Genomic DNA, 24,995 nt, shown 5'->3' with positions numbered 1-24,995 from the left:
GGGGCCGGGTCAGGGGAACCGGCCCCCATCAGCGTTTTCAGGATTTGACCGGGTAGGTGGCGCGGACCTGGAAGCCGCCGTCCTCGGTCGGGGTCGTCTCGAAGCTGCCGCCGAGCAGGCGTGCCCGCTCGGCCAGGCCCGTCAGGCCGTGCCCGCCCGAGGGTAGCGGCGTCACCGGCCGGCTCGGGCTGTCGTTGCGCACCTCGATGTTCAGCGCGTCGCCGGCACCGAGGATCAGCACCGTCGCGGCCGCGCCCGGCGCGTGCTTGCGCACGTTCGTGAGGCACTCCTGCACCGTCCGGTACGCCGCCGCGGACACCTTCGCCGGCAACTGCTCGGGCACGCTGTCCACGGTCAGCCGCACCGGCACCTCGCAGTCGCGCAGCAGCTGGTCCAGCTCGCCGATCCCGGGCTGCGGGCCGTCGTCACCCGCACCGGAACGCAGCACCCCGACCAGCGAGCGGAGCTCTTCCAGCGTCCGGGTCGACAGCTCCCGGATGACTTGCGCGGTCTGCTGCGCGTTCTTCCCGTCGCTCACCGAGAGCACCCCGGCCTGCATCGCGATCAGCGTGATGTCGTGGGAGACGACGTCGTGCATCTCGCGGGCCAGCCGGGCCCGCTCCTCGGCCCGCACCTTGTCGGCGTGCAGCCGCTGCTCACGGTCACGGCTCGCGGCCAGCTCGACCAGCTTCTGCGACAGCTGCGCGCGAGCCCCGATGAGCAGCCCGATCGCGATCGGCATCCCGGCGACGAGCACCCCGTAGATGCCGTCCAGCACATGCTCGCGCCAGCTCAGCTCCGCGAAGTCCGACAGCGGCCACTGGATGAACCGGCAGGCCCACACCAGCGCCGCGCCCACCCACACCTGCCAGTGCGTCTGCTTGCGGGTCGCCAGCATGCCGAGCGCGATCATCGCGGCCAGCTGTGACCAGCCGGTCAGGAAGCCCGGCACGGTGCCGAGCACGGTGACGAACGGCAGCCAGCGCCGTGCCGCGAGCATCAGGCAGGCGAGCCCGGACAGGTAGATCGAGTACGGCGGCGCCTTGTCCGGGATGACCAGCCAGACGTCGAGCGCGGCCAGCAGGATGGCGGCGCCGTCGACGGCAAGCGGTAGCCAGGTATGGCGCCTGGTCAGTATTTCCCACCGCGCGCCGTGTCGCCGGTGCGCGCTCGCACCACCGACCGGAATACCGATGGAGAGTCCCTCAGTGCTCATGTGATCGGCCCTCACTCGTCTCATGAACTTGACGGTGAGATGTGCGAAAGAGCTCGTTGGGACGCAAGAATGTGAATAAATGTGCGGATGCTAACGCCCAAGGGTGACTTGGCGGTGAATTTCACGCACCGTCACGGATTCCCGGGGTTCCGGTGCCGCTCCGAAGGGCCTTGGTGTAGACCATTGGCCCGTCGGAGCGGCCGGTCACGCCGTGGGCGGCTGGTACACGTGGGACAGTTTCGCCGCCGCGGCCCGGTCGACCAGCCAGAGGGTGCGGCGCTCCCCGCGCGCGCCAGCGACGGGAAGCTGGACCTCGCCGGCGCCGGACAACGCCAGCGCCACCGCGTCCGCCTTCGCCTCGCCGGTGGTCAGCAGCCACACGTCGTGGGAACGGCGGATCGCGGGCAGGGTCAGCGAGATCCGGGTCGGCGGCGGCTTCGGGCAGTTGCGCACCGCCACCACCGAACGCTCCGTCTCGTGGACCGCCGGCGACTCGGGGAAGACCGACGCGGTGTGCCCCTCGCCGCCGAGACCGAGCAGCGTGATGTCGAAGGCCGGCACGTCACCGTGGTCCTCCGGCAGCGCGTTCTCCGCGAGCACCCGGGCATAGCCGGCCGCGGCCGCGTCGACGTCGTCCCCGAACTCGCCGTCCGAGGGGGCCATCGCGTGCACCCGCTTCGGGTCGACGGGCACGTGGTCCAGCAGCGCCGCGCGGGCCTGCTTCTCGTTGCGCTCGCCGTCGCTCGCGGGCACGAACCGGTCGTCGCCCCAGTACAGGTCCAGCCGCGACCAGTCCACCGCGTCGCGCGCGGGGGAGCGGTGCAGCTGCTCCAGCACCGCGATCCCGGTGCTGCCGCCGGTGAGCACCAGCGAGGCCGTGCCCTTCGCCGCCTGCAGGTCCACCAGCCTGGTCACCAGGCGGGCGGCGACGGCCGCGGCGAGCAGCTCCGGGTTCGCGTAGACGACGACCTCGGTCTTGCTCATGAACGTCCTCGCTTCCCTCGTTCCTCGGTCCGCGACGACGCCCATGAGACACGAGTGCGCTGTGTCGACTTGAGCGACTCCTCCCTCCGGTCGTCGCCGCTCATGACGCCGCCTTGGCCTTCTTGCCGCTCTTCGGCTTGGCCGCGTCCTTCTCGGACTTCGCCGCGGCCTTGGGCGTGCCCGCGGCGAGCCGGTCGAGTCCGTGCATCGCGGCCTCGTACACCTCGTCCGGGTCGAGCCGCCGCAGCTCCTCGATCAGGCAGTCCTTGGTGTTGCGGCGATGCAGCGCGATCCGCCGGGTCGGCTGGCCGGGCTGGCTCAGCGTGCCGACCTTGCCGTCCGGCCGGTGCAGCTCGATCATCCCGGAACGCCGCTCCAGCTGGACCGACACCATGCCCTGGGCATTGGGTACCTTGATCCGCTTCACCGGGATCTTCAGGTACTCGGCCAGCCAGCCGGCCAGCAGCTCGGTGGACGGCGAGTCCGCCTCGCCGGTGACCGTGGCCGCGGTGATCGCCTCGTACGGCGGCAGGTCGAGCGCGGCGACGAGCTGGGCGCGCCAGTTCGTCAGCCGGGTCCAGGCCAGGTCCGTGTCACCGGCGGTGTAGGCCTTGCGCCGCGTCTGCAGCGCGCGGATCGGGTTGCGCTCGGCGGCCGAGTCGGTGATCCGGCGCTGCGCGAGCAGGCCGATCGGGTCCTCCGCCGGCGACTTGGGGCCCGCGCTGGGCCACCAGGTCACGATGGGCGCGTCCGGCAGCAGCAGCGGGACGACCGCGCTCTGGCCCTGCGAGGCCAGCGGCCCGTACAGCCGCAGCACGATGACCTCGCTCGCACCGGCGTCGCCGCCGATCCGGATCTGGCCGTCGATCCGGGCCGCCGCCGTGCGGGAACCCCGCGCGACGACGATGACCCGGCACGGGTGCTCCCGGCTGGCCTCGTTCGCCGCGTCGATGTGCTCCTCGAGGTGCTCGCCGTCGTCGTCGACGATCACCAGCGTCAGCACCCGGCCCAGGGCCACGGCGCCGCCGCGCTCCCGGAGCTCGACGAGCTTGCGGTTGACCTGGGAGGTCGTGGTCGAGGGCAGGTCGATGATCACGGACGCCTCCAGTTCCGGCCCGAACGCTCGAGCACTTCATCGGCCGAGGCGGGACCCCAGCTCCCCGGCGGGTACGTCTCGGGCGAGCCCTCCTTGGCCCAGTGCTCCAGGACCGGGTCGAGGATCTGCCAGGACAACTCGACCTCCTCGTTCACCGGGAACAGCGACGGCTCGCCGAGCAGCACGTCCAGGATGAGCCGCTCGTAGGCCTCGGGGGAGGACTCGGTGAACGCGTGCCCGTACCCGAAGTCCATCGTGACGTCGCGGACCTCCATGGTCGTGCCCGGCACCTTCGAGCCGAACCGCATGGTCACACCCTCGTCCGGCTGCACCCGGATCACCAGCGCGTTCTGCCCCAGCTCCTCGGTCGAGGTGCGGTCGAACGGCAGGTGCGGGGCGCGCTTGAACATCACCGCGATCTCGGTGACGCGGCGGCCCAGCCGCTTGCCGGTGCGCAGGTAGAACGGCACCCCCGCCCAGCGGCGGTTCTGCACCTCCAGCGTCACCGCGGCGTAGGTCTCGGTGGTCGAGTCCTTCGCGAACCCGGCCTCCTGCAGCAGGCCCGGCACCTTCTTGCCGCCCTGCCAGCCGCCCGCGTACTGGCCGCGCGCGGTGGTCTGGTCCAGCGGCTCCGGTGCCCTGGTCGCCGACAGCACCTTGATCTTCTCCGTGCGCAGCGCCCGCGGCTCGAACGAGAGCGGCTCCTCCATCGCGGTGAAGGCCAGCAGCTGCAGCAGGTGGTTCTGGATCACGTCGCGGGCCGCGCCGATGCCGTCGTAGTAGCCCGCGCGGCCACCGAGCCCGATGTCCTCGGCCATGGTGATCTGCACGTGGTCGACGTAGTTCGCGTTCCAGATCGGCTCGAACAGCTGGTTGGCGAAGCGCAGCGCCAGGATGTTCTGCACCGTCTCCTTGCCGAGGTAGTGGTCGATGCGGAACACCGACTCCTCGGGGAAGACGTCGTTGACGATCGCGTTGAGCTCCTTGGCGCTGGCCAGGTCGTGCCCGAACGGCTTCTCGATCACGACCCGGCGCCACGACTGCGCGTCGCCCTGGGCCAGCCCCGAACGCGCCAGCTGCTTGGTCACCACCGGGAACGCGCTCGGCGGGATCGACAGGTAGAACGCCGTGTTGCCACCAGTGCCGCGTTCCGCGTCGAGCTGGTGGACGGTTTCGGCGAGCCGGTCGAACGCGTCGTCGTCGTCGAAACTGCCCTGCACGAACCGGATGCCCTCGGCGAGCCGGTGCCACACCGACTCCCGGAACGGCGTCCGCGCGTGCTCGGCGACCGCGTCGTGCACCAGCTGCGAGAAGTCCTCGTTCTCCCAGTCCCGCCGGGCGAACCCGACGAGCGAAAAGCCCGCGGGCAGCAGGCCGCGGTTGGCGAGGTCGTAGATCGCGGGCATCAGCTTCTTGCGGGACAGGTCACCGGTGACACCGAAGATCACCATGCTGGACGGGCCCGCGATCCTTGGCAGCCGCTTGTCCCGTGGATCCCGCAGCGGGTTGGTCCACTGCTCGTTCATAGCGCGACCTCCTGGATGGCGCGAACGAGTTGAGCCAGGCCGGCGGCCCGGTCGGTGAGGTGCAGGCGCAGCACCGGGCGACCGTGCTCGGCGAGCACCTGGCCGTCACCCAGCGCCTGGGCGTGCTGCAGCTTGCCCAGCGTGTACGGCCTGTCCGGCACCGCCAGATCGGTCTCGGCGTCGCCGGTGATCTGCAGGAAGATGCCGTTCTGGTGGCCGCCCTTGTGGTACTGGCCGGTCGAGTGCAGGAACCGCGGGCCCCAGCCGAAGGTGGTCTGCAGCCCGGTGCGCTTGGCGAGCTCGGGGCGCAGCAGCGCCGCCGAGGCGTCGTCGAGCCGGTCGAGGTACGCCTGCACCGCGAGGTAGCCGTGTTCCGGTGCCGTCGCGAAGAACGAGCGCAGCACGTCAGTCAGACTTCCCGCGGTGTCAACACCTTGCGGCGCGAAGACCTGGACGTCACCGTCCACAGTGGACGGCGATTCGCTGCCTTCGAGCGCCGTCGGGTTGTCGAGCAGGGCGCGGGCGGCCTTCTTCGCGGCCTCGACGTCGGGCTGGTCGAACGGGTTGATCTCCAGCAGCCGCCCCGCGATCGCGGTCGCGAACTCCCACAGCAGGAACTGCGCGCCCAGCGGACCGGCGGTCGCGATCTTCGCGCTGCCCGTGGCCGGCCCGATCGCGACCGGTGTCGCGTCGGAACCCGCGTCGGCGAATCCGGCCGCCTCCGGTCCTTCGACCGCGACCGGCAGCAGCCCGGTGCCGAGCTTGCCGGTGGACTCGGCGATCAGCTGCTCCGCCCAGTCCGGGAAACCCTGAATCCCGGAACCGGTGTCGGCCAGCACGACCTTCTCGGCGCCATCGGCGTGCGCCGCGGCCCAGGCCGCGCCGAGGAGCACCGCGGGGTTGTCCGCGCTGTCCTCGCCGAGCACCGTCGCCGCGGCGGCGGCCTGATCGAGCAGCCGGGCGACGTCGGCGCCGGCGAGCCCGGCCGGGACGAGCCCGAACGCGGTCAGCGCCGAGTAGCGCCCGCCGACATGCGGGTCGGCGAGGAACACCTTGCGGTAGCCCTCACCCGCCGCCAGCTCCGACAGCGGCGAGCCGGGGTCGGTGACCACGACGATGCGCCGCGCGGCGTCGATCCCGGCCTCGGTGAAGGCCTTCGCGAAGATCCGGCGGTGGCTGTCGGTCTCGACCGTGCCGCCGGACTTCGACGACACCACGAGGACCGTGCGCTGCAGGTCCCCGGCGAGTGCGTCGGCGACCTGGCCCGGGTCGGTGGTGTCCAGCACGATCAGCGGCGCGCCCTCGGTGCCGGTGATGACCTCCGGCGCGAGCGACGAGCCGCCCATACCGGCGAGCACCACCCGGTCCACGCCCTCGGCGCGCAGTTCCTCGCGCAGCGACTCGATCTCGCCGATCAGCGGGCGCGAGCTGCGGTGCAGCGTGGTCCAGGACAGCCGGATCGAAGCCTCGGGCTCGGCGTCCGGGCCCCACAGCGTGGGGTCCTGGGCGGCGAGCTTCGAGGCGACCTGGTCGGCGACCAGCTTGTCGATCAGCGGTGCGGCCTTGGCCGCCAGCTCGCCGTCGACGAGAGAGACGGTGGTCTCTTCCCCTGCCATGTCAGGCCTTCGCCTTCCCGAGCTGGCCCTCGACCGTGTCGAGCAGCTCCTGCCAGGACTTCTCGAACTTCTCGACACCCTCGTCCTCGAGCGTGCGGAACACGTCCGGGACGTCGATGCCGACGGCGGAGAGCTGGTCGAACACCGCCTGCGCCTGCGCGCCGGTGCCGGTGACCTTGTCGCCGTCGATCTCGCCGTGGTCGGCGACGGCGTGCAGCGTCTTCTCCGGCATGGTGTTCACCACGTTCGCGACCACGAGCTGGTCGACGTAGCGGGTGTCGGAGTACGACGGGTCCTTCGCGCCGGTGGAAGCCCACAGCGGCCGCTGCGGGTTGGCCCCGTCCGCCTTCAGCGCGGCCCAGCGCTCGCCGGCGAACAGCTCCTCGTACGCGGCGTACGCGAGCCGCGCGTTGGCGATCGCGGCCTCGCCGCGCAGCGCCTTCGCCTCGTCGGTGCCCAGCGCGTCGAGCCGCTTGTCGACCTCGGTGTCCACCCGGGACACGAAGAACGACGCCACGGACTCGATCTGGCGCAGGTCGTGCCCGTTGGCCTTGGCCTGCTCCAGGCCCGTGAAGTAGGCGTCGATCACGTCGCGGTAGCGCTCGACGGAGAAGATCAGCGTGACGTTGACGCTGATGCCCTCGGCGAGCGTGCGGGTGATGGCCGGCAGGCCCTCCGCGGTGGCCGGGATCTTCACGAAGATGTTCGGCCTGTCCACGGTCTTCCACAGGTCCTGGGCCTCGGCCACGGTCTTGTCCGTGTCCTTCGCCAGGCCCGGGTCGACCTCGATGGACACCCGGCCGTCGGTGCCGCCCGAGGAGCGGTAGACGTCGCGGAACAGGTCCGCGGCGTTGCGCACGTCGGTGGTGGTCAGCTCGCGCACGGTGGCCGCCAGGTCGGCGCCCCGGGCGGCGAGCTCACGGACCTGCTCGTCGTAGGCCGCGCCGTTGGACAGCGCGTTGGCGAAGATGGTCGGGTTCGTGGTGACCCCGACGACGTGCTGGTCACGGATCAGCCCGGCGAGGTTGCCGGAGTTGAGCCGCTCACGCGACAGGTCGTCGAGCCAGATCGAGACTCCGGCTTCGGCGAGCTGGGCAAGTCGGTCACTCATGACGTTCATCCCCTTGTGGTAGGTCAGGACTGCTTGGTCTTGGCGAGCGAGCTGCGCGCGGCGTCGACCACGGCGTCGGCGGTGAACCCGAACTCGCGGAACAGGGTCTTGTAGTCGGCCGAGGCACCGTAGTGCTCGATCGACACGATTTCCCCGGAGTCACCGACATAGCGGTACCAAGGCTGCGCGATGCCGGCCTCGACCGCCACCCGCGCCTTGACCCCGGACGGGAGCACGGACTCCCGGTAGGCCTCGTCCTGCGCCTCGAACCACTCGAAACACGGCATCGAGACCACCCGGGTTCGAACCCCTTCCGCCTCCAGGACCTTGCGGGCCTCGACGGCCAGCTGGACCTCGGAACCGGTGCCGATCAGCACGACCTCGGGCGCACCCTCGGACGCGTCGGCGAGCACGTAGCCGCCCTTGGCGACCGCGTCGATCGAGCTGCCCTCGAGCACCGGCACGTTCTGCCGGGTCAGCGCGAACCCGGACGGGTGGTGCTTGTCGTCCAGCGCGGCCTTCCAGGCACCGGCGGTCTCGTTGGCGTCCGCCGGGCGGACCATGTTCAGGCCCGGGATGGCGCGCAGCGCCGCGAGATGCTCGATCGGCTGGTGCGTCGGGCCGTCCTCGCCGAGGCCGATCGAGTCGTGCGTCCACACGTAGATGACCGGCAGGTGCATCAGCGCGGCCAGCCGCACCGGCGGGCGCATGTAGTCGGAGAAGGTGAAGAAGGTGGCGCCGTAGGGCCGGGTGCCACCGTGCAGCGCGATGCCGTTGAGGATCGAGCCCATCGCGTGCTCGCGGACACCGAAGTGCAGCGTGCGGCCGTAGGGGTTGGCCTGCCACATGCCGGTGGAGGCCTTCTCCGGGCCGAACGAGTCGGCGCCCTTCATGGTGGAGTTGTTGCTCTCGGCCAGGTCGGCCGAACCGCCCCACAGTTCCGGCAGCACGTCCGCCAGCGCGGAGAGCACCGCACCGGACGCCTTGCGGGTCGCGACACCCTTCTCGTCGGGCTCCCACGTCGGCAGCTTCTCGGCCCAGCCCTCGGGCAGGGTCCGGGTGGACATCCGGTCCGCCAGGGCCTTGCGCTCGGGGTTCGCCGCGGCCCACGCGTCGAACTTCTCCTGCCATTCGGCGCGCCACTGCTTGCCGCGGTCGCCCGCCTTGCGGGTGCTCGCGAGCACCTCGTCCTCGATCTGGAAGTTCTTCTCCGGGTCGAAGCCCAGGATCCGCTTGACCCCGGCGACCTCTTCCGCGCCGAGCGCGGCACCGTGCGCCTTGCCGGTGTTCATCTTGGTGGGCGCGGGATAGCCGATGATGGTGCGCAGCAGGACGAACGACGGGCGCGGGTCGGCCTTGGCGTTCGCGATCGCCTCCTGGATGGCGACCACGTCCTCGCCGCCCTCGACGGTCTGCACGTGCCAGCCGTAGGCCTCGTACCGGGCCGCGGTGTCCTCGGACAGCGCGATGTTCGTGTCGTCCTCGATGGAGATCTTGTTGTCGTCGTAGAAGACGATGAGGTTGCCCAGCTCCTGGCGGCCCGCGATGGACGAGGCCTCGGAGGTGACGCCCTCCTCGATGTCACCGTCGGAGGCGATCACGTAGACGTGGTGGTCGAAGATGCTCTCGCCGGGCGCCGGCTCCGGGTCGAGCAGGCCGCGCTCGCGGCGCGCCGCCATCGCCATGCCGACCGCGTTGGCCAGGCCCTGGCCGAGCGGGCCGGTGGTGACCTCGACGCCCTTGGTGTGCCGGTATTCGGGGTGGCCGGGGGTCTTCGAGTCCCACCTGCGCAGCTGCTCGAGGTCTTCCATCTCCAGGCCGTAGCCGGCCAGGTAGAGCTGGATGTACAGGGTGAGGCTGGAGTGCCCGGCGGAGAGGACGAACCGGTCGCGCGCCGGCCACTCCGGATCGGCCGGGTCGTGCCGCATCTCACGCTGGAACAGCGTGTACGCCAGCGGGGCCAGGCTCATCGCGGTGCCGGGGTGGCCACTGCCACAGTTCTCGACGGCGTCCGCGGCGAGCACGCGGATCGTGTCCACGGCGCGGGTGTCGAGATCGGTCCAATCGGCGGGTACGTTCCGCCGGAGCAGAGGGTTGTTCTCGCTGATAGAGGCGGTTTCGGACACTGAACTCGAACTCCCGATGCTCGTCGTTGGTCGGTTTCCACGCCCGGCGCGCGCACACGCGCGGGCACCCACTCGTCTCAATCGATCCCGAAGAGACAATATTCCTGGTTGGGGGCCATGCGCACGAGCTGAGGCAGGCCTTCCGAGGGCAGCCTAGTAGGTCGGCTACCCGGCCGCCCGGACCCCGACACTCCCACCCGCCAGCCGTTGATCGAGAACTCGTGGTTACGATCAGTTGCGGTGTCACGCCTGGCGTTCGGCACCGCCCGAAACTGACTCAGGGAGCGAAATGTCGTTGGTGAACGCTGCGCACGGACGCAGTGGCCGCACCAGCGCCGACCACCCCGGGGCCGAACCGCCCGCAGGCGGGCTGCGACGGCTCCGTGCCCGCGTGGCCGCCTACGTCGCGCTGACCAAGCCGCAGGTCATCGAGCTGCTGCTGGTTACCACCATCCCCGCGATGTTCCTCGCGGCCCGCACCATCCCGTCGCCGTGGCTGATCCTGGCCACGCTCGTCGGCGGGACGATGGCGGCCGGCAGCGCCAACACGCTCAACTGCGTGATCGACGCCGACATCGACAAGGTGATGAACCGCACCAAGCGCCGCCCGCTCGTGCGCGACTCGGTGCCGCGGCGCAACGCGCTCGTGTTCGGCCTCGTCCTCGGCGTGGCTTCGTTCGTGATGCTGTACTTCACGGTGAATTTGCTCGCAGCCGTGCTCGCGATCGCGACGATCCTGTTCTACATCTTCGTGTACACGCTCGGTCTCAAGCGCCGCACCGCGCAGAACGTGGTGTGGGGTGGCGCCGCCGGCTGCATGCCGGTGGTGATCGGCTGGGCCGCGGTGACCGGCACGGTGCAGTGGCCGGCGTTCGTGATGTTCGGCGTGATCTTCTTCTGGACCCCGCCGCACACCTGGGCGCTGGGCATGAAGTACCGCGAGGACTACAAGCGGGCCGGGGTGCCGATGCTGCCCGTGGTGGCCACGCCGGAGCACGTGGCGCGGCAGATCGTCATCTACTCGTGGGTGATGGTCGGCTGGACGCTGCTGCTGCTGCCCGTGACGAGCTGGCTGTACGCGGGGTTCGCGGTGCTGGCGGGTGCGTGGTTCCTGTTCTACGCCCACCGCCTGCGGCGGCAGGTGGCGCGCGGCGTCGAGACGAAGCCGATGGCGCTGTTCCACCGGTCCAACACATATCTGATGGTGGTGTTCGTCGCGCTCGCCGTCGACTCCGCGATCGGCCTGCCCACCCTCGGCCTGCCCTTCTAGCTCGCCGGCGAGTCCGACGCTCGCGACAGCGAGTTCGACGTTGGGGACAGCGAGTTCGACGGTCGCGGCGGGGAAACCCGGGGGCGGGGAATTCCCGGACGGGTAGGGTCGTTGGTCTTCCCACACTGACCATCCACTCCACCGAGCGAAGGCGGGTTTGCCCTTGTCCGCGTCCCCGGAACGGGAACCAGACAGCACCGGAGACCTGGCGGGCGAGCAGAACTACGTGTCGCTGCTCTACCGCAAGCTCGACGCCGAACGGGAGTCCGCCCAGCGGCGGCTCACCGGGGCGCTCGCGCAGACCGGCGGCACCCCGCAGGCGCGCACCGAGCGGGATGTCGCGACCACCACGTACTCCGAGCGTCTCGCGCAGCTGAGCTCCGTCGAACAGGGCTTGTGCTTCGGGCGCCTCGATTTCCACGCCGGCGAGGCTGTCTACGTCGGCAGGCTCGGCCTGTTCGACGAGGACGGTGACTACGAGCCGCTGCTGCTGGACTGGCGCGCCCCCGCGGCCCGGCCGTTCTATCTCGCCACCGCCGCGTCACCGGAAGGCGTGCGCCGCCGCCGGCACATCCGGACGCTGAGCCGCCGCGTCGTCGCGCTCGACGACGAGATCCTCGACCTGCGGACCGCCGACCAGGGCAAGAACCAGGCCGACCTCGGGCTCGCCGGCGAGGCCGCGCTGCTCGCCGCGCTCGAACGCCGCCGCACGGGTGAGATGAGCGACATCGTCGCCACCATCCAGGGCGAGCAGGACCGCATCATCCGTGATGAGCTGAGCGGTGTGCTCGTCGTGCAAGGCGGGCCCGGCACCGGCAAGACCGCCGTCGCCCTGCACCGCGCGGCCTACCTGCTCTACACCTACCGCCAGCAGCTCGCGACCCGCGGCGTCCTCGTCGTCGGGCCGAACAGCACGTTCCTGCGCTACATCGGCCAGGTGCTGCCGTCACTCGGCGAGACCGGCGTGCTGCTTTCCACCGTGGGACAGCTGTTCCCGGGCATCCGCGCGATCGGTGAGGACAGCCGCGAGGCCGCGGAGATCAAGGGCCGCCAGGTCATGGTCGACGTGCTCGCCGAGGCCGTCGCGGACCGCGAGCAGATCCCCGAGGACGTCCTCGAGGTCGAGTTCGACGACAGTGTCTTCACCCTGGACCGCGAGACCTGCGAACGTGCCCGCGCCAAGGCACGCGGCACGCTGCGCCCGCACAATCTCGCCCGCCGCGCGTTCGTCGAGCAGCTGCTGGACGCGCTCGCCGAGCAGGCGACCGCACGGTTCGAGGTGGATCTGTTCACCGGGGTGCCGGAAATCGCGGTGGAGGAAGGTGAAACCGCCGACGCCGAGGTCCTCGACGCCGGGGACCGCGCCGACATTCGCGCGGAGCTGGCCGCCTCGGAAAAGGTGCACGAGGCGCTGAACTCGTTGTGGCCCAGGCTGACCCCGCAGCGCCTGCTGCGTGACCTGCTGACCTCACCGGAGCGCCTGGCGTCCGCGGCGGGGGACCGGCTGACCGGGACCGAGCGCGCTTTCCTGGTGCGCACGGCGAAATCCCGCTGGACCCCGGCAGACGTGCCGCTGCTCGACGAACTGGCCGAGCTGCTCGGCGAGGACGACAGCGAAGAGCGTGCCGAACGCGAGCGGCGGGAGCGCGAAGAGCGCGCGTATGCCGAAGGCGTGCTGCACGTTCTCGAACAGGACGAGGAGATCCTCGACGAGGAGATCCTGCGGGTCCGGGACATCCTCGACGCCGAGCTGTTCGCCGAACGCCAGCAGCGGCGCAGCGAGCTGACCGCCGCCGAGCGGGCGGCCGCCGACCGCCGGTGGACGTTCGGGCACCTGATCGTCGACGAGGCGCAGGAGCTGTCCCCGATGGACTGGCGGCTGCTGATGCGCCGCTGCCCGAGCCGGTCGATGACGCTCGTCGGCGACGTCGCGCAGACCGGCGCGCCCGCGGGAGCGTCTTCGTGGGCCGAGATGCTGAGCCCGTACGTGGGGGACCGGTGGCGGCTGCGCGAGCTGACCGTGAACTACCGCACCCCGGCCGAGATCATGGACCTCGCGGCGGGCGCGCTGGCCGAGGTCGACCCGTCGTTGCGGGCGCCGGATTCGGTGCGGGAGAGCGGAATCCCGCCGTGGCAGCGCCCGCTGGCGGAGACCTCGCTCCGCTCCGCCGTGGACGACGAGCTGCGCGCGGCCGACGGCGGCACCGTCGCCGTGCTCTGCCCGGCCGCCCGGTTCGCCCGCCTGCGCGCGGAACTTCCCGAGGACGACCGGCTTTCGCTGCTGACCGTCGAGGAGGCCAAGGGCCTGGAGTTCGACGGTGTGCTGGTGGTCGCGCCGGAGGAGATCGTCGCCGGTTCCCCGCGTGGCTGGAACGATCTCTACGTCGCGCTCACCCGGGCCACCCGCCGCCTCGGCGTCGTCTACACCGAGGCGCGGCTGGAACCACTCGTGGGTGCCGGATAAGGACTGGTCAGCCCCGGATATGGTGTGCCCCATGCGTAACGCTGGCATCATCGTGCTCGGGGTGGCCGCCGTGCTCAGCCTCGCCGCCTGTGCGCCCCACCAGGAGCCGTCCACCGTCCCGCCCGGTGCCGGGCCGACCTATCCCGCGCCCAACCCGGCGGGCGTCTCGGTGTCGGCCACCGCGGCGCCGACGACGCAGCAGCTCAAGCCGTGTACCGCGGACGACGTCAAGGTCACCGGCAAGTTCGGTAGCAAGCCGACCGTCACCATCCCGGACACCTGCGCCGCGCCGTCGACGCTGCTGAGCAAGGACCTGGAGCCGGGCACCGGCGCGGCCGCGAAGAACGGCAGCCAGCTGCAGCTCAACTACGACCTGTACACCTGGTCGGACAAGGTGGACCAGGAGAACTCGTTCGCGACCGGCGCGTTCCCGCTGACCCTCGGCCAGGGCACCGTGATCCAGGGCTGGGACGAGGGCCTGGTCGGCATCAAGCAGGGCGGCCGCCGGCTGCTGATCATCCCGCCGGACAAGGGTTACGGCGCCAGCGGCAACCAGTCGATCAAGCCGAACGAGACGCTCGTGTTCGTCGTGGACGCGGTCAGCGTCACCGGCTGACATGCGGCCGCGGGGCACGGTCGCGGTGGTCACCGGCGCGTCGTCCGGGATCGGCGCCGCCACCGCGCTCGCACTGCACGAGGCGGGTGCCCGGCTCGTCCTGCACGGCCGCGACACCGAACGGCTCGCGGCGCTGGCCGAGCGCACCGGCGGCGCGGTGGTGACCGGCGATCTCGCCGATATCACGGCGATTCCCGCGCTGGCGGAGGAGATCCTCGGCCGGTTCGGCGAGGTGGACGTCCTGGTCAACAACGCCGGTATCGGCTGGGCCGGGCCGTTCGGCGAGATGACGGCCGCCGACGTGCGCCGGGTGATCGACGTGAACCTGACCGCGCCGATCGAGCTGACCCGGGCGCTGCTGCCGGCGTTGCGCACCCGCCCGGCCGCGCGCGTGGTTTTCGTCACCTCCATCGCGGGCCGGACGGCGGTGGCCGGCGAATCGGTCTATTCGTCGGTGAAGGCCGGGGTGGACGCGTTCGCGGACAGCCTCCGGTTCGAGCTCGCCGGCACGGCCGTGAAGATCGGCGTCGTGGTGCCCGGCGTGGTCGACACCGAGTTCTTCGCGCGTCGTGGCCGGGCCTACGACCGCAAGTCACCGAAGCCGATCCCGGCGGAACGGGTCGCGGCCGCGGTCGTGCGCGCGGTCCGCGACGACCGCGCGGACCAGTACGTTCCCCGCTGGCTGCGGCTGCCCGTCGTCATCCGCGGCGTGCTGCCGGGTGTGTACCGCACGCTGGCGACCCGCTTCGGCGGCTCGGGCTGAGCGTGGTGCTGTCCCGCCGCCCGCGCTGGTGCCATGATCGCGGATGTGGCGAGACCAGAAACGGACCGCATCCCGGCGTCGGACGCATTCTTCCTGCACGTCGAAACTCCCGAGGCACCGCAGCACGTCGGCGGCCTGATCATGCTGGACACCTCGCGGGCCGGTGCGCTGCCGACGCACGAGATGGCCCGGGCCGCGATCGAGGCGGCGAACCCGCCGGAGTTCTTCAAACGCCTCGCCCCGACGACCCGCTGGCGGCGCTGGCGCTGGATCGAGCAGCGGGAAATCGACTGGGACTGGCATGTGCCGGTGTTCGACCTGTCCCGCGACGGCCGGCCGGGCGGGATGAGCGCGCTGCACCGGCTGGTCGCCGACCTGGCCGGGCAGCAGCTGCCGCGGGACCGCCCGCTGTGGCGGTTCTGCGTGGTCACCGGCGTCGAGGAGAACGTCGCCGCGCTGGTCTCCCAGGTGCACCACTCGGTCGCCGACGGGATCGGCACCATCAACCTGATGCTGCAGATCTTCCGGTCCCCGGACATGTCCGCGGCGATCGGTGAGGTCAAGCAGCCGAGCCGGCTCCAGCGCCTCGCCGGTGGCGTCGCCGGGATCGCGCAGCTGGCGACCGACTCGCGCCCGCAGGCGCGGCTGGCGGTGTCGAACAGCGCCGCGCGCGAGTACGGCACGCTCAAGCTGGACCTGGAGTGGATGCGGGACCTGGCGCGGCGGCGCGGGGTCCGGGTCACCGACCTGCTGCTGTCCGGCAGCGCGGCCGCCTTCCGCCGGCTGGCGAAGGGGCCGCTGCCGCGGAAGCTGCTGGTCTCCGTGCCGCTGCTGGCGGCCGAGCCGCGGGCGGGCATGGCGGGCAACGTGACCGCCGCGGTGATGGTCGAGGTGCCGCTGGGGGAGATGGCCGAGGCGGACCGGCTCGCGGCTGTCGCCAGGGCGAGCACCCGGCTGCGCACCGGCACCCGCGCGATCGCGTCCCGGTTCGTGCAGCACTCGGTGGCGAACCTGATGCCGCCGTGGTTCCACTCCTGGTTCGCGCGCACGGTCTACGGCGGGCGGATCTTCAACGGCACCGTGTCGAACATGCCGGGCGCGTCGTGGCAGACGTACTTCAGCGACGACTACCCGCTGAGCACCGCGTACCCGATCATCCCGATCGCACCGGGCACGCCGTTCGTGGTCGGGGTGCTCGGCTGGTACGGCTCGTTCTCGATGAGCGTGGCCACCGACCCGGCGTTCGTCGACGACGCCGAGGCCTTCCTCAAGGAGTTCCGGAAAGTCCTGGACGAGCTGGGCGACGTCTAGTTCTGTTCCGGCAGGCCCCAAGCCAGCGCCAACGTGAGGCGGCGGCGGTTGTCCGGGTCGTCGAGGCTGTCGCCGAACAGCTCGCGCAGCTGGCTGAGCCGGTAGCGGACGGTCTGCGGGTGGATGTGCAGCTCCTCGGCGACCGCGCGCCGGTCGCCGAGGTGGCGCAGCCACGACGCGAGCGTCTCGCACAGCCGCTGCCGCGTCACCGGCCCCAGCTCGTCGAGCGGGGCGAGGCAGCGCGCCCGGAACGCGTCGAGCAGCCGCGGATCGCGGTGCACGATGATCGAGTCCAGGTGCTCGTCGACGAACACCGGGTCGTCGGCCAGCACGTTGGTGCGCCGCAGCTGCGCCGCCGCCTCCGCGACGCGCATGCTCGCCGGCAGGTTCTCCAGCGTCACCGCGTGCCCGACGACCGCGCCCGCGCCCCGCAGGGCGGTGCTGAGCCGCTCGCGGCGCCCGGGGCCGGCCGGATCGGGCACGATCGCGCACACCAGCCGCTGCCGCCGGACGTGCAGGCACGACTGGTCGAGCCGGGCCAGCAGCGCGGCGCCGACCGGGTTGTCGGGCTCGACGAGGATCACCGAGGCCTCGCGCGGCAGTGGCCAGTCGATCCGGGCGGCGGCCGCGCGGATCGCGCCCGAATCGGACCGGTCGGACAGGAGCATGTTCCCCAGCTCGTCGCGCAGCCGTTCCCGCGCCGCCGCGGCCTCGGACTGTTCGAGCACGTAACCGCGGGCGGACGCGGACGAAAGCTGGTCGATGAAGATGAACACCGCTTCGGCGAGGGAGGCGAACACGTCGGACGGCACGCCTACTTCGAGTGCGACCTCGGCCACGTGGTGCCAGGCCACCCTGGCGCCGATCTGGTAGGCCGACAGCAGGCTCGTCAGGTCCCGGCCCTGCTGCCACTGGGCGCGGCCGATCTCCTCGAACAGCGGCTGCTCGGTCAGTTGCTCGGGCGGCTGGTCGGACACCCCGGGCAGTTCGGCGATGTCCCACTTGGCCATCTTCATCAGCCGGTGCAGGAACATCGTGGCGGACACGAGCACCTCATCGCGTTCGGTCACGATGAAATCGGCGTAGTCGGGCCAGTCGTGGCTCAGCAGCCGGGTGACGTCGTCCAGCATCTGGGGCAGCCGGTCGGCGGTCGCGGCGGCGAGTTCCTCGAGCTTCGACTCCGCGGGATCCGCTCGTCTGCCTGCTGCCACCGGATACCTCCACCCTTACGTCGTAGGCCGTCGTTCGATCGGGTTAAGACTGTCCGCTCGTGATAACCCAGCCTTCCCGGAATTTGTTTCCCGTGCGAAGAAGCCCGGCCCTCTCAAGATGGATTATGGGCCGATGAAGTCAGCACCGACAGGTTCCGACACGGTCGGCGCATCCAGCATTACACCCGGGGTCACGACAACCGACTCGGTGCTGGCCGACAAGAAACGCGCGGAAAACTTCCCGGTAGCACTCCGGATACTGCCGAACGCGCTCCGGCGTGATCTCGGCGCGTTGTACGACGTCGCGCGCGTGATCGACGATCTCGGCGACGAGTCCGAAGGAGACCGGACCGCGGCTTTGCTGCGTTTTCGTGAAGATCTTTCCCGGGCCTGGGAAGGCAATCCCGAGGAGCCGGTGCTGCGGCGCCTGGTGCCCGCCATCCGCGCCCGCGGTCTGGACAAGGAACCGTTCGACCGGCTCGTCCAGGCCAATCTGCAGGATCAGCAGGTCACCCGCTACGCGACCCAGGCGGAGCTGCACCAGTACTGCACGCTCTCGGCCGATCCGGTGGGCCGGATCGTGCTGCGGATCTTCGGCGTCCGCTCGGCCGAGGCGCAGCGGTTGTCGGATCTGGTCTGCACCGCGCTCCAGCTCATCGAGCACTGCCAGGACGTGGCCGAGGACAAGCGCGCCGGCCGGATCTACCTGCCGCAAGAGGATCTGGCGAGGTTCGGCGTGGCAGAGGCCGATCTGGACGCGGCTCGGGCAAACTCCGCGGTGCGACGAGCCGTGGCCGCCCAGACGGGCAAAGCACTCGATCAGCTGACCGAAGGTGCGCCCCTGCTGGGGCTCCTGAAAGGTTGGGCGCGCCTGGCCATCGCCGGTTACATCGCCGGTGGCCTGGCGACCGCCGACGCGCTCCGCCGCGCGGACTGGGATGTGCTCTCCGTGACACCCCGACCGCGCAAGCGGGACGTGCTCATCCATCTGTCGAAGCTGCTGCTGCGGGGAGGCCGCCGTTGACCGATATCGAAGCCGCGTACGCCGAATGTGAACGGATCACGAAGACCGAGGCGCGGAACTTCTACTACGGCATCCGGCTGCTGACCAGCCGCCGCCGGGCGGCGCTGTGCGCGGTCTACGCGCTCGCGCGCCGGGTCGACGACATCGGCGACGGGGACCTGCCGATCGAGCAGAAGGCCGACCAGCTCGACGGTGTCCGCAAGTCGCTGGCCGAACTGGACTCCACGACCGACCCGGTGCTGGTCGCGGTCGCGGACGCGGCGAAGCACTACCCGATCCCGCTGGGTGCGTTCGACGAGCTGCTCGACGGGGTGTGGATGGACATCGAGGGCCGCGAGTACCGGACGTTCGACGACCTGGCCGGCTACTGCCGCTGCGTGGCGGGCTCGATCGGGCGGTTGTGCCTCGGTGTGTTCGGCAGCAAGCCGCATCCGGAGGCCGCGCAGTACGCCGACGCGCTCGGCATCGCGTTGCAGCAGACCAACATCCTGCGCGATATCCGCGAGGACCTGATGAACGGCCGAATCTACCTGCCGCAGGAGGATCTCGACGCGTTCGAGGTGAAGCTGGAGCTCGACGAGCAGGGCCGGCTGAAGGACACCGGCGGTGGGCTGACCGCGCTCATCCGGCACAGCGCGGCCCGCGCCCGCGAGTGGTATGCCGACGGGCTGCGGCTGGCGCCGCTGCTGGAATGGCGCAGCAAGGCGTCCTGCCTTGCCATGGCGGGGATCTACCGCCAGCTGCTGGAACGCATCAACGACCAGCCTTCCCTCGTGTTCGATCGCCGGCTTTCGTTGTCCGGCCGGGAGAAGCTGGGAGTGGCGGCGCGCGCGTTGTCGGGACGGCTCTCGTGACGTCCCGGGTCGCGGTGATCGGGGGTGGCCTCGCCGGCATCACCGCGGCGTTGCGCTGCGCCGACGCCGGACTGGACGTGACGCTGCTGGAGTCCAAGGGCCACCTCGGCGGGCTCACCCATTCGTTCCGCCGGGGCGAGCTGGACGTGGACAACGGGCAGCACGTGTTCCTGCGCTGCTGTACGTCCTATGTGGACCTGCTGGGCCGGCTGCGCGTGCTGGACAAGGTGCACCTGCAGGACCGGCTCGCCATCCAGGTCCGCTCGCCGCGGCTGCCGCGGCCGGTGTGGCTGCGGCGCAACGGGCTGCCCGCGCCGCTGCACCTGGCCGACTCGGTGCTGAAGTACCGGCCGCTGCCGCTGGCGGACCGGCTGAAGTTCGCCGGCGCCGCGCTCGCGTTGCGCGGGGTCGACCGGGACTCGGCGGAAACCGACGCGCAGTCCTTCGCGGACTGGCTGTCCCGGCACGGGCAGAGCGAGCAGGCGATCACGAAGCTGTGGGACCTGGTCGGCATCGCGACGCTCAACGCGTACGCGACCGGCGCGTCGCTTTCCCTTGCCGCCACGGTGTTCCAGCTCGGCCTGCTCACCGACGCCGCCGCGGCCGACATCGGCTGGTCCAAGGTTCCATTGGGCCAGTTGCACGGCGAGCCGGCCAAGGCGCGGCTGACCGAGGCGGGCGCGCAGGTTCTGCTGGACACCAAGGTCACCGGACTGTCCCGTGTGGACGGTGGCTGGCGAGTTGGCGCCGGGGACGCGGAGTTCACCGCCGACCAGGTGGTGCTCGCCGTGCCGCCGGACGTCGCGCGGCGACTGCTGCCCGCGGGCGCCGTCGAACTGCCCGAGCGCTGGGCGGAGCGGCTCGGCAGCTCGCCGATCGTCAACGTGCACGTGGTGTTCGACCGGCAGGTGATGAGCGAACCGTTCTTCGCCGCCGTCGACTCGCCCGTGCAGTGGGTGTTCGACCGCACCGGGCAGTCCGGTGTGGACAGTGGTCAGTACGTGGCGGTCTCGATGTCCGCCGCCGACGACCTCATCGACGTCCCGGTGCGGGACATCCGCGAGCGGATGCTCCCCGCGCTGCGGCAGGTGCTGCCCGGGGCCGCGGGTGCACAGGTGCGTGACTTCTTCGTCACCCGCGAACGGCACGCCACCTTCCGCCCGGCGCCGGGCACCGCGGCGCTGCGCCCGGAGGCCGTGACCGCGGCCGACGGGCTCGTGCTGGCCGGCGCGTGGACGGCGACCGGCTGGCCCGCGACCATGGAGGGCGCCGTGCGCAGCGGAGACGCGGCGGCCCGCGCCCTGGTCGGTGCCACATCCCGAACGGACTCGCTTTCCTTGAGGAGTAAGGACATCTGATGACCGCGGTGCTCGACTCACTGCAACAGGGCCGGAAAGCGATCATGCCCGCGATGCGCGCGGCGCTCGACCGGCTCGACCCCGCCAGCCGCTCCATCTCCTACTACCACCTGGGCTGGACCGACCTCGACGGCAACCCGACCGAGGGTGGCGGCAAGGCCGTCCGGCCCGCACTCGCGCTGCTGTCGGCCGAAGCGGCCGGCGCGGAGTCCGCGGTGGGCCTTCCCGGCGCGGTCGCGGTGGAGCTGGTGCACAACTTCTCGCTGCTGCACGACGATCTGATGGACGGCGACACCGAGCGCCGCCACCGGCCGACCGTGTGGGCGGTGCGCGGTGCGGCGAGCGCGATCCTCACCGGCGACGCGATGCTCTCGCTCGCCCACGAGGTGCTGCTCGACGGCGACGGGCCGTGCGCGCTCGCCGCGGCCCGGCTGCTCGCGGACGCCACCAACGAGCTGATCCGCGGCCAGGTCCTCGACGTCGCGTTCGAACGGCGCAACGACGTCGGCCTCGACGAATGCCTCGACATGGCCGCCGGCAAGACCGGCGCGCTGCTGTCCGCGAGCACCGCGATCGGCGCAGTGCTCGCCGGCGCGCCGAAGCAGACGGTGGACGCGCTCGCGGGTTTCGGCGCGGACCTCGGCCTGGCGTTCCAGCTCGTCGACGACGTGCTCGGGATCTGGGGCGAGACCGCGGTGACCGGCAAGCCGGTGTTCTCCGACCTGCTGGCGCGCAAGAAGAGCCTGCCGGTGACCTACGTGATCACGCACGGCGGGGCGCTGGGCCGTGAGCTGGCGGACTGGCTCGCGCGCACCGAGGCGCCGGGGGAGGAGTCGGTGCGCCGCGCCGCCGAGCTGATCGAGCAGGCCGGCGGGCGCAAGTGGGCGCTCGACGAGGCCTACCGCCGGATGGCCGCGGGTCGCCAGAAGCTCGAAGCCGCCCGGATTCCAGACCGGCCGCGCGAAGAGCTGCTCTCGCTCGCTGAGTTCATCGTCACGAGGGAAGCCTGATGACGCAGACCGTGCGGAGCCCGGCGGACCTGGTGCGCCCGGCCGAGGCGCTCGCGCGCGCGGTCGGGCACCTGAAGGGCTTGCAGGAGAACGCCGGCTGGTGGAAGGGCGAGCTCGAAACCAACGTCACGATGGACGCCGAGGACCTGCTGCTGCGCGAGTTCCTCGGCATCCGCACCGCGGCCGAGACCGCGGAGGCCGCCCGCTGGATCCGTTCCCAGCAAAGGGAAGACGGCACCTGGGCGACGTTCTACGGCGGTCCCGGCGAGCTGTCCACGACGATCGAGGCATGGGTCGCGCTGCGGCTGGCCGGTGACGCCCCGGAGGCGCCGCACATGCGGGCCGCGCAGGAGTGGGTGCGGGCGAACGGCGGGCTGGAGGGCAGCCGGGTGTTCACCCGGATCTGGCTCGCGCTGTTCGGCCTGTGGTCCTGGGACGAGCTGCCGAACATGCCACCGGAGCTGATCTTCCTGCCGTCGTGGTTCCCGCTCAACGTGTACGACTGGGGTTGCTGGGCGCGCCAGACCGTGGTGCCGCTGACGGTCGTGGGCACGCTGAAACCCGTGCGCCCCTTGCCGTTCGGCATCGACGAGCTGCGCACCGGCGCCCGGCAGCGCAAGAACTTCAAGCCGTGGACATGGTCCGGCGCCTTCCAGTACCTGGACAAGGCACTGCACACCTACTCGAAGCTGCCGGTCAAACCGATGCGCGGCTGGGCCATGCGCCAGGCCGCGGAATGGATCCTGGCCCGCCAGGAGTCGGACGGCTCGTGGGGCGGCATCCAGCCGCCGTGGGTGTATTCGCTGCTGGCCCTGCATCTGCTGGGCTACTCCTTCGACCACCCGGCGATGAAGGCCGGGCTCGAGGGCCTCGACGGGTTCATCGTCCGCGAACAGACCCCGGACGGCTGGGTGCGGCGGCTCGAAGCCTGCCAGTCCCCGGTCTGGGACACCGCGCTCGCGCTGACCGCACTGCACGACGCCGGCCTGCCCGCCGATGATCCGGCGCTGGTGAAGGCCGCGGACTGGTTGCTGGGCGAGGAAATCCGGGTCACCGGTGACTGGGCCGTGAAGCGCCCGTCGACCCCGCCCGGCGGCTGGGCGTTCGAGTTCGCCAACGACATCTATCCCGACACCGACGACACCGCCGAGATCGTGCTCGCCCTGCGGCGCACCGCGGTCCCGGACCGGCCGCGGCTGAAGGAGGCCATCGGGCGCGCGATCACGTGGCTGCAGGGCATGCAGTCCGGGGACGGCGGGTGGGGCGCGTTCGACGCGGACAACACCCGCGAGCTGACCACGAAGCTGCCGTTCTGCGATTTCGGCGCGGTCATCGACCCGCCGTCGGCCGACGTGACCGCGCATGTGGTGGAAATGCTCGCGGCGGAAGGGCTTTCGGGCACCACCGAGTGCCGTCGCGGGGTGCGCTGGCTGCTGGATGCCCAGGAGGACAACGGATCCTGGTTCGGCCGGTGGGGCGCCAACCACCTGTACGGCACCGGGGCCGCGGTGCCGGCGCTGGTCGCGGCCGGGGTCTCGCCGGCGGACCCGGTGATCCGCCGCGCGGTGGCCTGGCTCGCGCAGGTGCAGAACCCGGACGGCGGGTGGGGCGAGGACCTGCGCTCCTACCGGGACCCGGCGTGGATCGGCAAGGGCGACTCGACGGCTTCGCAGACCGCGTGGGCGCTGCTGGCGCTGCTCGCCGCGGGGGAGCGCGAATCGTCCACTGTGGAGCGTGGGGTGCGCTGGCTGGCCGAAACCCAGCGGCCCGACGGGACTTGGGACGAGCCGCAGTTCACCGGCACCGGGTTCCCCGGCGACTTCTACATCAACTATCACCTGTACCGGCTGGTGTTCCCGGTGTCGGCGCTCGGGCGCTACCTGGAGGCGGACCTGAGCGAAAACGGCGGAGCCCCGCTCCGGTCCGCCGACCGGGCGCGGGCGTCCCGCAGGTCACCGGCGGGAGCCCGATGACCGGCGTCGTCTGTGCGCCCATGCACCTGGAAGCCGCCGCCGTGCGGGTGCCGGGGGCCCGTGTGCTGCACACCGGGATGGGCCCGCGGCGGACCGCCGAGTCGGTCGAGCGGCTCGGCGACACCCCGTTGGTCGTGGCGGGGATCGGCGGCGCGGTCACCGATGGCGTCCGGCCCGGGGACCTGGTGGTGGCCACCGAGATCGACGGGCCGGACGGCCCGGTGCCGCTGAAGTCCGCGCCGCTGCTCGCGGCGGGGCTGCGGCGGCTCGGCCTGACCGTCCACACCGGACCGGTCGCGTCGTCGGACTCGCTCGTCGACGGCACCGAGCGGGGCCGGTTCGCCGAGCGGGGCGCGCTCGCGGTGGACATGGAGTCCGCGCAGTTCGCCGCGGCGGCCGGGCCGGTCGCGGTGGTCCGGGCCATTGTGGACACTCCTGACCGTCCACTGTGGCGTCCCGGCACGGTGCGGCGTGGCATCACCGGGTTGCGTTCGCTGCGGATGGCCGCGCCGGCGTTGCGGGAATGGTGTGCCGCCGCGGAAAAGGGTGAGGTCCTGCTCGCCAGCCCGCGCTCGTTCTGTGCCGGGGTGGACCGGGCGATCGAGATCGTCGAGCGCGCGCTCGAACGGTACGGCGCCCCGGTCTACGTCCGGCGGCAGATCGTGCACAACGCACATGTCGTGCGGCGGCTGGAAAAGCTGGGCGCGGTGTTCGTGCAGGAGGTCTCGGAAGTACCTGCTGGTGCCACGACCGTGCTCGCCGCGCACGGCGTCGCACCGGCGGTGCGCCAGGCCGCGGCGGCGAAGGCCCTGCGGGTGATCGACGCGACGTGCCCGCTGGTCACCAAGGTGCACAACGAAGTGCGGCGGTACTCCTCGCGCGGTGACACGGTGCTGCTGATCGGGCATGCCGACCACGAAGAGGTGGAAGGCACCGTCGGTGAGGCGCCGGGCCAGGTGATCGTGGTGGAGGACGCGTCGGCGGCCGCGCAGGTGCGGGTCGCCGACCCGGAGAAGGTCGCCTACGCGATGCAGACGACGCTCGCCGTCGACGAGGCCGAGGAGATCGCTTCCGTGCTGCGGGAGCGGTTTCCGGTGATGGCCGCGCCGCGGCGGGACGACATCTGTTATGCCACCACGAACCGGCAGCGTGCCGTGCGGGCGGTCGCCGAGCACGCCGACGTGGTGCTCGTGATCGGTTCGGCGAACTCGTCGAACTCGAAGCGGCTGGTGGAGGTGGCGCGGCGGCACGGGGCCCCCGCGCACCTGATCGATGATGTGTCCGAAGTGGACATGCGCTGGCTCGCCGGCGCGCGGCGGATCGGGATCACCGCGGGCGCTTCCGCGCCGCCGCAACTGGTGGAGGAACTGACCCAATGCCTGGCCGGGCTCGGCCGTACCTCGGTACGGGACAGTCAGGTGGCCGATGAAGACGTCCGATTCACATTACCTCGGGAGGTGGGGTAG

Annotated in this window: 19 protein-coding genes; 11 read left to right on the top strand and 8 right to left on the bottom strand. The window is 71.4% G+C overall.

What is annotated here, in order from left to right; genetic code table 11:
* Window positions 1–37: 37 nt before the first annotated feature.
* From LOZ83_RS15105 to tkt, 7 genes are all read right to left on the bottom strand, one after another.
* Window positions 38–1,216, bottom strand: a complete 1,179-nt coding sequence (locus tag LOZ83_RS15105; RefSeq protein WP_236791218.1) for a histidine kinase — start codon at window positions 1,214–1,216, stop codon at window positions 38–40.
* 204 nt (window positions 1,217–1,420) lie between these two features.
* Window positions 1,421–2,200 carry a 6-phosphogluconolactonase gene (gene pgl / locus LOZ83_RS15100; RefSeq protein ID WP_236791217.1) on the bottom strand — a complete coding sequence of 260 codons (780 nt, stop codon included), beginning with the start codon at window positions 2,198–2,200 and terminating at the stop codon, window positions 1,421–1,423.
* 100 nt (window positions 2,201–2,300) lie between these two features.
* Window positions 2,301–3,296, bottom strand: coding sequence for a glucose-6-phosphate dehydrogenase assembly protein OpcA (gene opcA, locus LOZ83_RS15095; RefSeq protein ID WP_236791216.1), 996 nt, complete (start codon window positions 3,294–3,296; stop codon window positions 2,301–2,303).
* The gene (gene zwf / locus LOZ83_RS15090; RefSeq protein WP_236791215.1) at window positions 3,293–4,822 is read right to left on the bottom strand and encodes a glucose-6-phosphate dehydrogenase; all 1,530 of its coding nucleotides are present in this window, start codon (window positions 4,820–4,822) and stop codon (window positions 3,293–3,295) included. The genes opcA and zwf overlap by 4 nt, the downstream gene beginning before the upstream one ends.
* Window positions 4,819–6,438: a glucose-6-phosphate isomerase gene (locus tag LOZ83_RS15085; RefSeq protein ID WP_236791214.1), complete on the bottom strand. Its 1,620-nt coding sequence runs from the start codon at window positions 6,436–6,438 to the stop codon at window positions 4,819–4,821. Before LOZ83_RS15085 ends, zwf begins: the two co-directional genes overlap by 4 nt.
* Before the next feature lies 1 nt (window position 6,439).
* Window positions 6,440–7,549, bottom strand: coding sequence for a transaldolase (tal, locus tag LOZ83_RS15080; RefSeq protein WP_236791213.1), 1,110 nt, complete (start codon window positions 7,547–7,549; stop codon window positions 6,440–6,442).
* 23 nt (window positions 7,550–7,572) lie between these two features.
* Window positions 7,573–9,675: a transketolase gene (gene tkt, locus LOZ83_RS15075; RefSeq protein ID WP_236791212.1), complete on the bottom strand. Its 2,103-nt coding sequence runs from the start codon at window positions 9,673–9,675 to the stop codon at window positions 7,573–7,575.
* Window positions 9,676–9,964: 289 nt separating this feature from the next.
* Here tkt and LOZ83_RS15070 point away from each other — a divergent pair, with 289 nt between their 5' ends.
* The 5 genes from LOZ83_RS15070 to LOZ83_RS15050 all read left to right on the top strand — a co-directional run bounded on the left by LOZ83_RS15070 (window position 9,965) and on the right by LOZ83_RS15050 (window position 16,099).
* Window positions 9,965–10,945: a heme o synthase gene (locus LOZ83_RS15070; protein ID WP_236791211.1), complete on the top strand. Its 981-nt coding sequence runs from the start codon at window positions 9,965–9,967 to the stop codon at window positions 10,943–10,945.
* A 163-nt stretch (window positions 10,946–11,108) separates the two neighbouring features.
* A complete protein-coding gene (locus LOZ83_RS15065; protein WP_236791210.1) occupies window positions 11,109–13,409 on the top strand; it encodes an ATP-binding domain-containing protein in 2,301 nt (766 codons plus the stop codon).
* A gap of 31 nt (window positions 13,410–13,440) precedes the next feature.
* Window positions 13,441–14,025 carry an FKBP-type peptidyl-prolyl cis-trans isomerase gene (locus LOZ83_RS15060; RefSeq protein ID WP_236791209.1) on the top strand — a complete coding sequence of 195 codons (585 nt, stop codon included), beginning with the start codon at window positions 13,441–13,443 and terminating at the stop codon, window positions 14,023–14,025.
* 1 nt (window position 14,026) lies between these two features.
* Window positions 14,027–14,788 carry an SDR family oxidoreductase gene (locus LOZ83_RS15055; protein WP_236791208.1) on the top strand — a complete coding sequence of 254 codons (762 nt, stop codon included), beginning with the start codon at window positions 14,027–14,029 and terminating at the stop codon, window positions 14,786–14,788.
* Between the two features lie 45 nt (window positions 14,789–14,833).
* Window positions 14,834–16,099 (top strand): wax ester/triacylglycerol synthase domain-containing protein, encoded by a 1,266-nt coding sequence (locus LOZ83_RS15050; protein ID WP_236791207.1) that lies wholly within the window; start codon window positions 14,834–14,836, stop codon window positions 16,097–16,099.
* Here the strand turns inward: LOZ83_RS15050 and LOZ83_RS15045 are convergent.
* On the bottom strand, window positions 16,096–17,310 hold the full coding sequence (locus tag LOZ83_RS15045; RefSeq protein ID WP_236791206.1) for a CdaR family transcriptional regulator: 1,215 nt from the start codon (window positions 17,308–17,310) through the stop codon (window positions 16,096–16,098). The genes LOZ83_RS15050 and LOZ83_RS15045 overlap by 4 nt on opposite strands.
* Before the next feature lie 133 nt (window positions 17,311–17,443).
* On the opposite strand from LOZ83_RS15045, the gene hpnC reads away from it, so the two are divergent.
* Genes hpnC through ispH form a run of 6 tightly spaced genes read left to right on the top strand, consistent with a single transcriptional unit; the run spans window position 17,444 to window position 24,995 of the window.
* Window positions 17,444–18,334: a squalene synthase HpnC gene (gene hpnC, locus LOZ83_RS15040; protein WP_236791205.1), complete on the top strand. Its 891-nt coding sequence runs from the start codon at window positions 17,444–17,446 to the stop codon at window positions 18,332–18,334.
* A complete protein-coding gene (locus LOZ83_RS15035) occupies window positions 18,331–19,188 on the top strand; it encodes a squalene/phytoene synthase family protein (protein ID WP_236791204.1) in 858 nt (285 codons plus the stop codon). Before hpnC ends, LOZ83_RS15035 begins: the two co-directional genes overlap by 4 nt.
* On the top strand, window positions 19,185–20,546 hold the full coding sequence (gene hpnE, locus LOZ83_RS15030) for a hydroxysqualene dehydroxylase HpnE (protein ID WP_236791203.1): 1,362 nt from the start codon (window positions 19,185–19,187) through the stop codon (window positions 20,544–20,546). The genes LOZ83_RS15035 and hpnE overlap by 4 nt, the downstream gene beginning before the upstream one ends.
* Window positions 20,546–21,556, top strand: coding sequence for a polyprenyl synthetase family protein (locus LOZ83_RS15025; protein WP_236791202.1), 1,011 nt, complete (start codon window positions 20,546–20,548; stop codon window positions 21,554–21,556). The genes hpnE and LOZ83_RS15025 overlap by 1 nt, the downstream gene beginning before the upstream one ends.
* Window positions 21,556–23,529 (top strand): squalene--hopene cyclase, encoded by a 1,974-nt coding sequence (gene shc / locus LOZ83_RS15020; protein WP_236791201.1) that lies wholly within the window; start codon window positions 21,556–21,558, stop codon window positions 23,527–23,529. Before LOZ83_RS15025 ends, shc begins: the two co-directional genes overlap by 1 nt.
* A complete protein-coding gene (gene ispH, locus LOZ83_RS15015; protein ID WP_236791200.1) occupies window positions 23,526–24,995 on the top strand; it encodes a 4-hydroxy-3-methylbut-2-enyl diphosphate reductase in 1,470 nt (489 codons plus the stop codon). Before shc ends, ispH begins: the two co-directional genes overlap by 4 nt.

This window comes from Amycolatopsis sp. GM8 (genome assembly GCF_021653975.1).
GTDB lineage: Bacteria > Actinomycetota > Actinomycetes > Mycobacteriales > Pseudonocardiaceae > Amycolatopsis_E.
The sequence above is the reverse complement of the archived record's forward strand: the minus strand, read 5'-3'. Positions and strand labels throughout refer to the sequence as shown.

What these genes read in the sequence shown, in the direction of transcription:
- LOZ83_RS15055 (WP_236791208.1), top strand. Translation starts at nt 14,027, where the DNA reads ATGCGGCCGCGGGGCACGGTCGCGGTGGTCACCGGCGCGTCGTCCGGG.
- LOZ83_RS15105 (WP_236791218.1), bottom strand. Translation starts at nt 1,216, where the DNA reads ATGAGCACTGAGGGACTCTCCATCGGTATTCCGGTCGGTGGTGCGAGC.
- ispH (WP_236791200.1), top strand. Translation starts at nt 23,526, where the DNA reads ATGACCGGCGTCGTCTGTGCGCCCATGCACCTGGAAGCCGCCGCCGTG.
- LOZ83_RS15070 (WP_236791211.1), top strand. Translation starts at nt 9,965, where the DNA reads ATGTCGTTGGTGAACGCTGCGCACGGACGCAGTGGCCGCACCAGCGCC.
- tal (WP_236791213.1), bottom strand. Translation starts at nt 7,549, where the DNA reads ATGAGTGACCGACTTGCCCAGCTCGCCGAAGCCGGAGTCTCGATCTGG.
- hpnC (WP_236791205.1), top strand. Translation starts at nt 17,444, where the DNA reads ATGAAGTCAGCACCGACAGGTTCCGACACGGTCGGCGCATCCAGCATT.
- shc (WP_236791201.1), top strand. Translation starts at nt 21,556, where the DNA reads ATGACGCAGACCGTGCGGAGCCCGGCGGACCTGGTGCGCCCGGCCGAG.
- zwf (WP_236791215.1), bottom strand. Translation starts at nt 4,822, where the DNA reads ATGAACGAGCAGTGGACCAACCCGCTGCGGGATCCACGGGACAAGCGG.
- LOZ83_RS15025 (WP_236791202.1), top strand. Translation starts at nt 20,546, where the DNA reads ATGACCGCGGTGCTCGACTCACTGCAACAGGGCCGGAAAGCGATCATG.
- LOZ83_RS15060 (WP_236791209.1), top strand. Translation starts at nt 13,441, where the DNA reads ATGCGTAACGCTGGCATCATCGTGCTCGGGGTGGCCGCCGTGCTCAGC.
- pgl (WP_236791217.1), bottom strand. Translation starts at nt 2,200, where the DNA reads ATGAGCAAGACCGAGGTCGTCGTCTACGCGAACCCGGAGCTGCTCGCC.
- LOZ83_RS15085 (WP_236791214.1), bottom strand. Translation starts at nt 6,438, where the DNA reads ATGGCAGGGGAAGAGACCACCGTCTCTCTCGTCGACGGCGAGCTGGCG.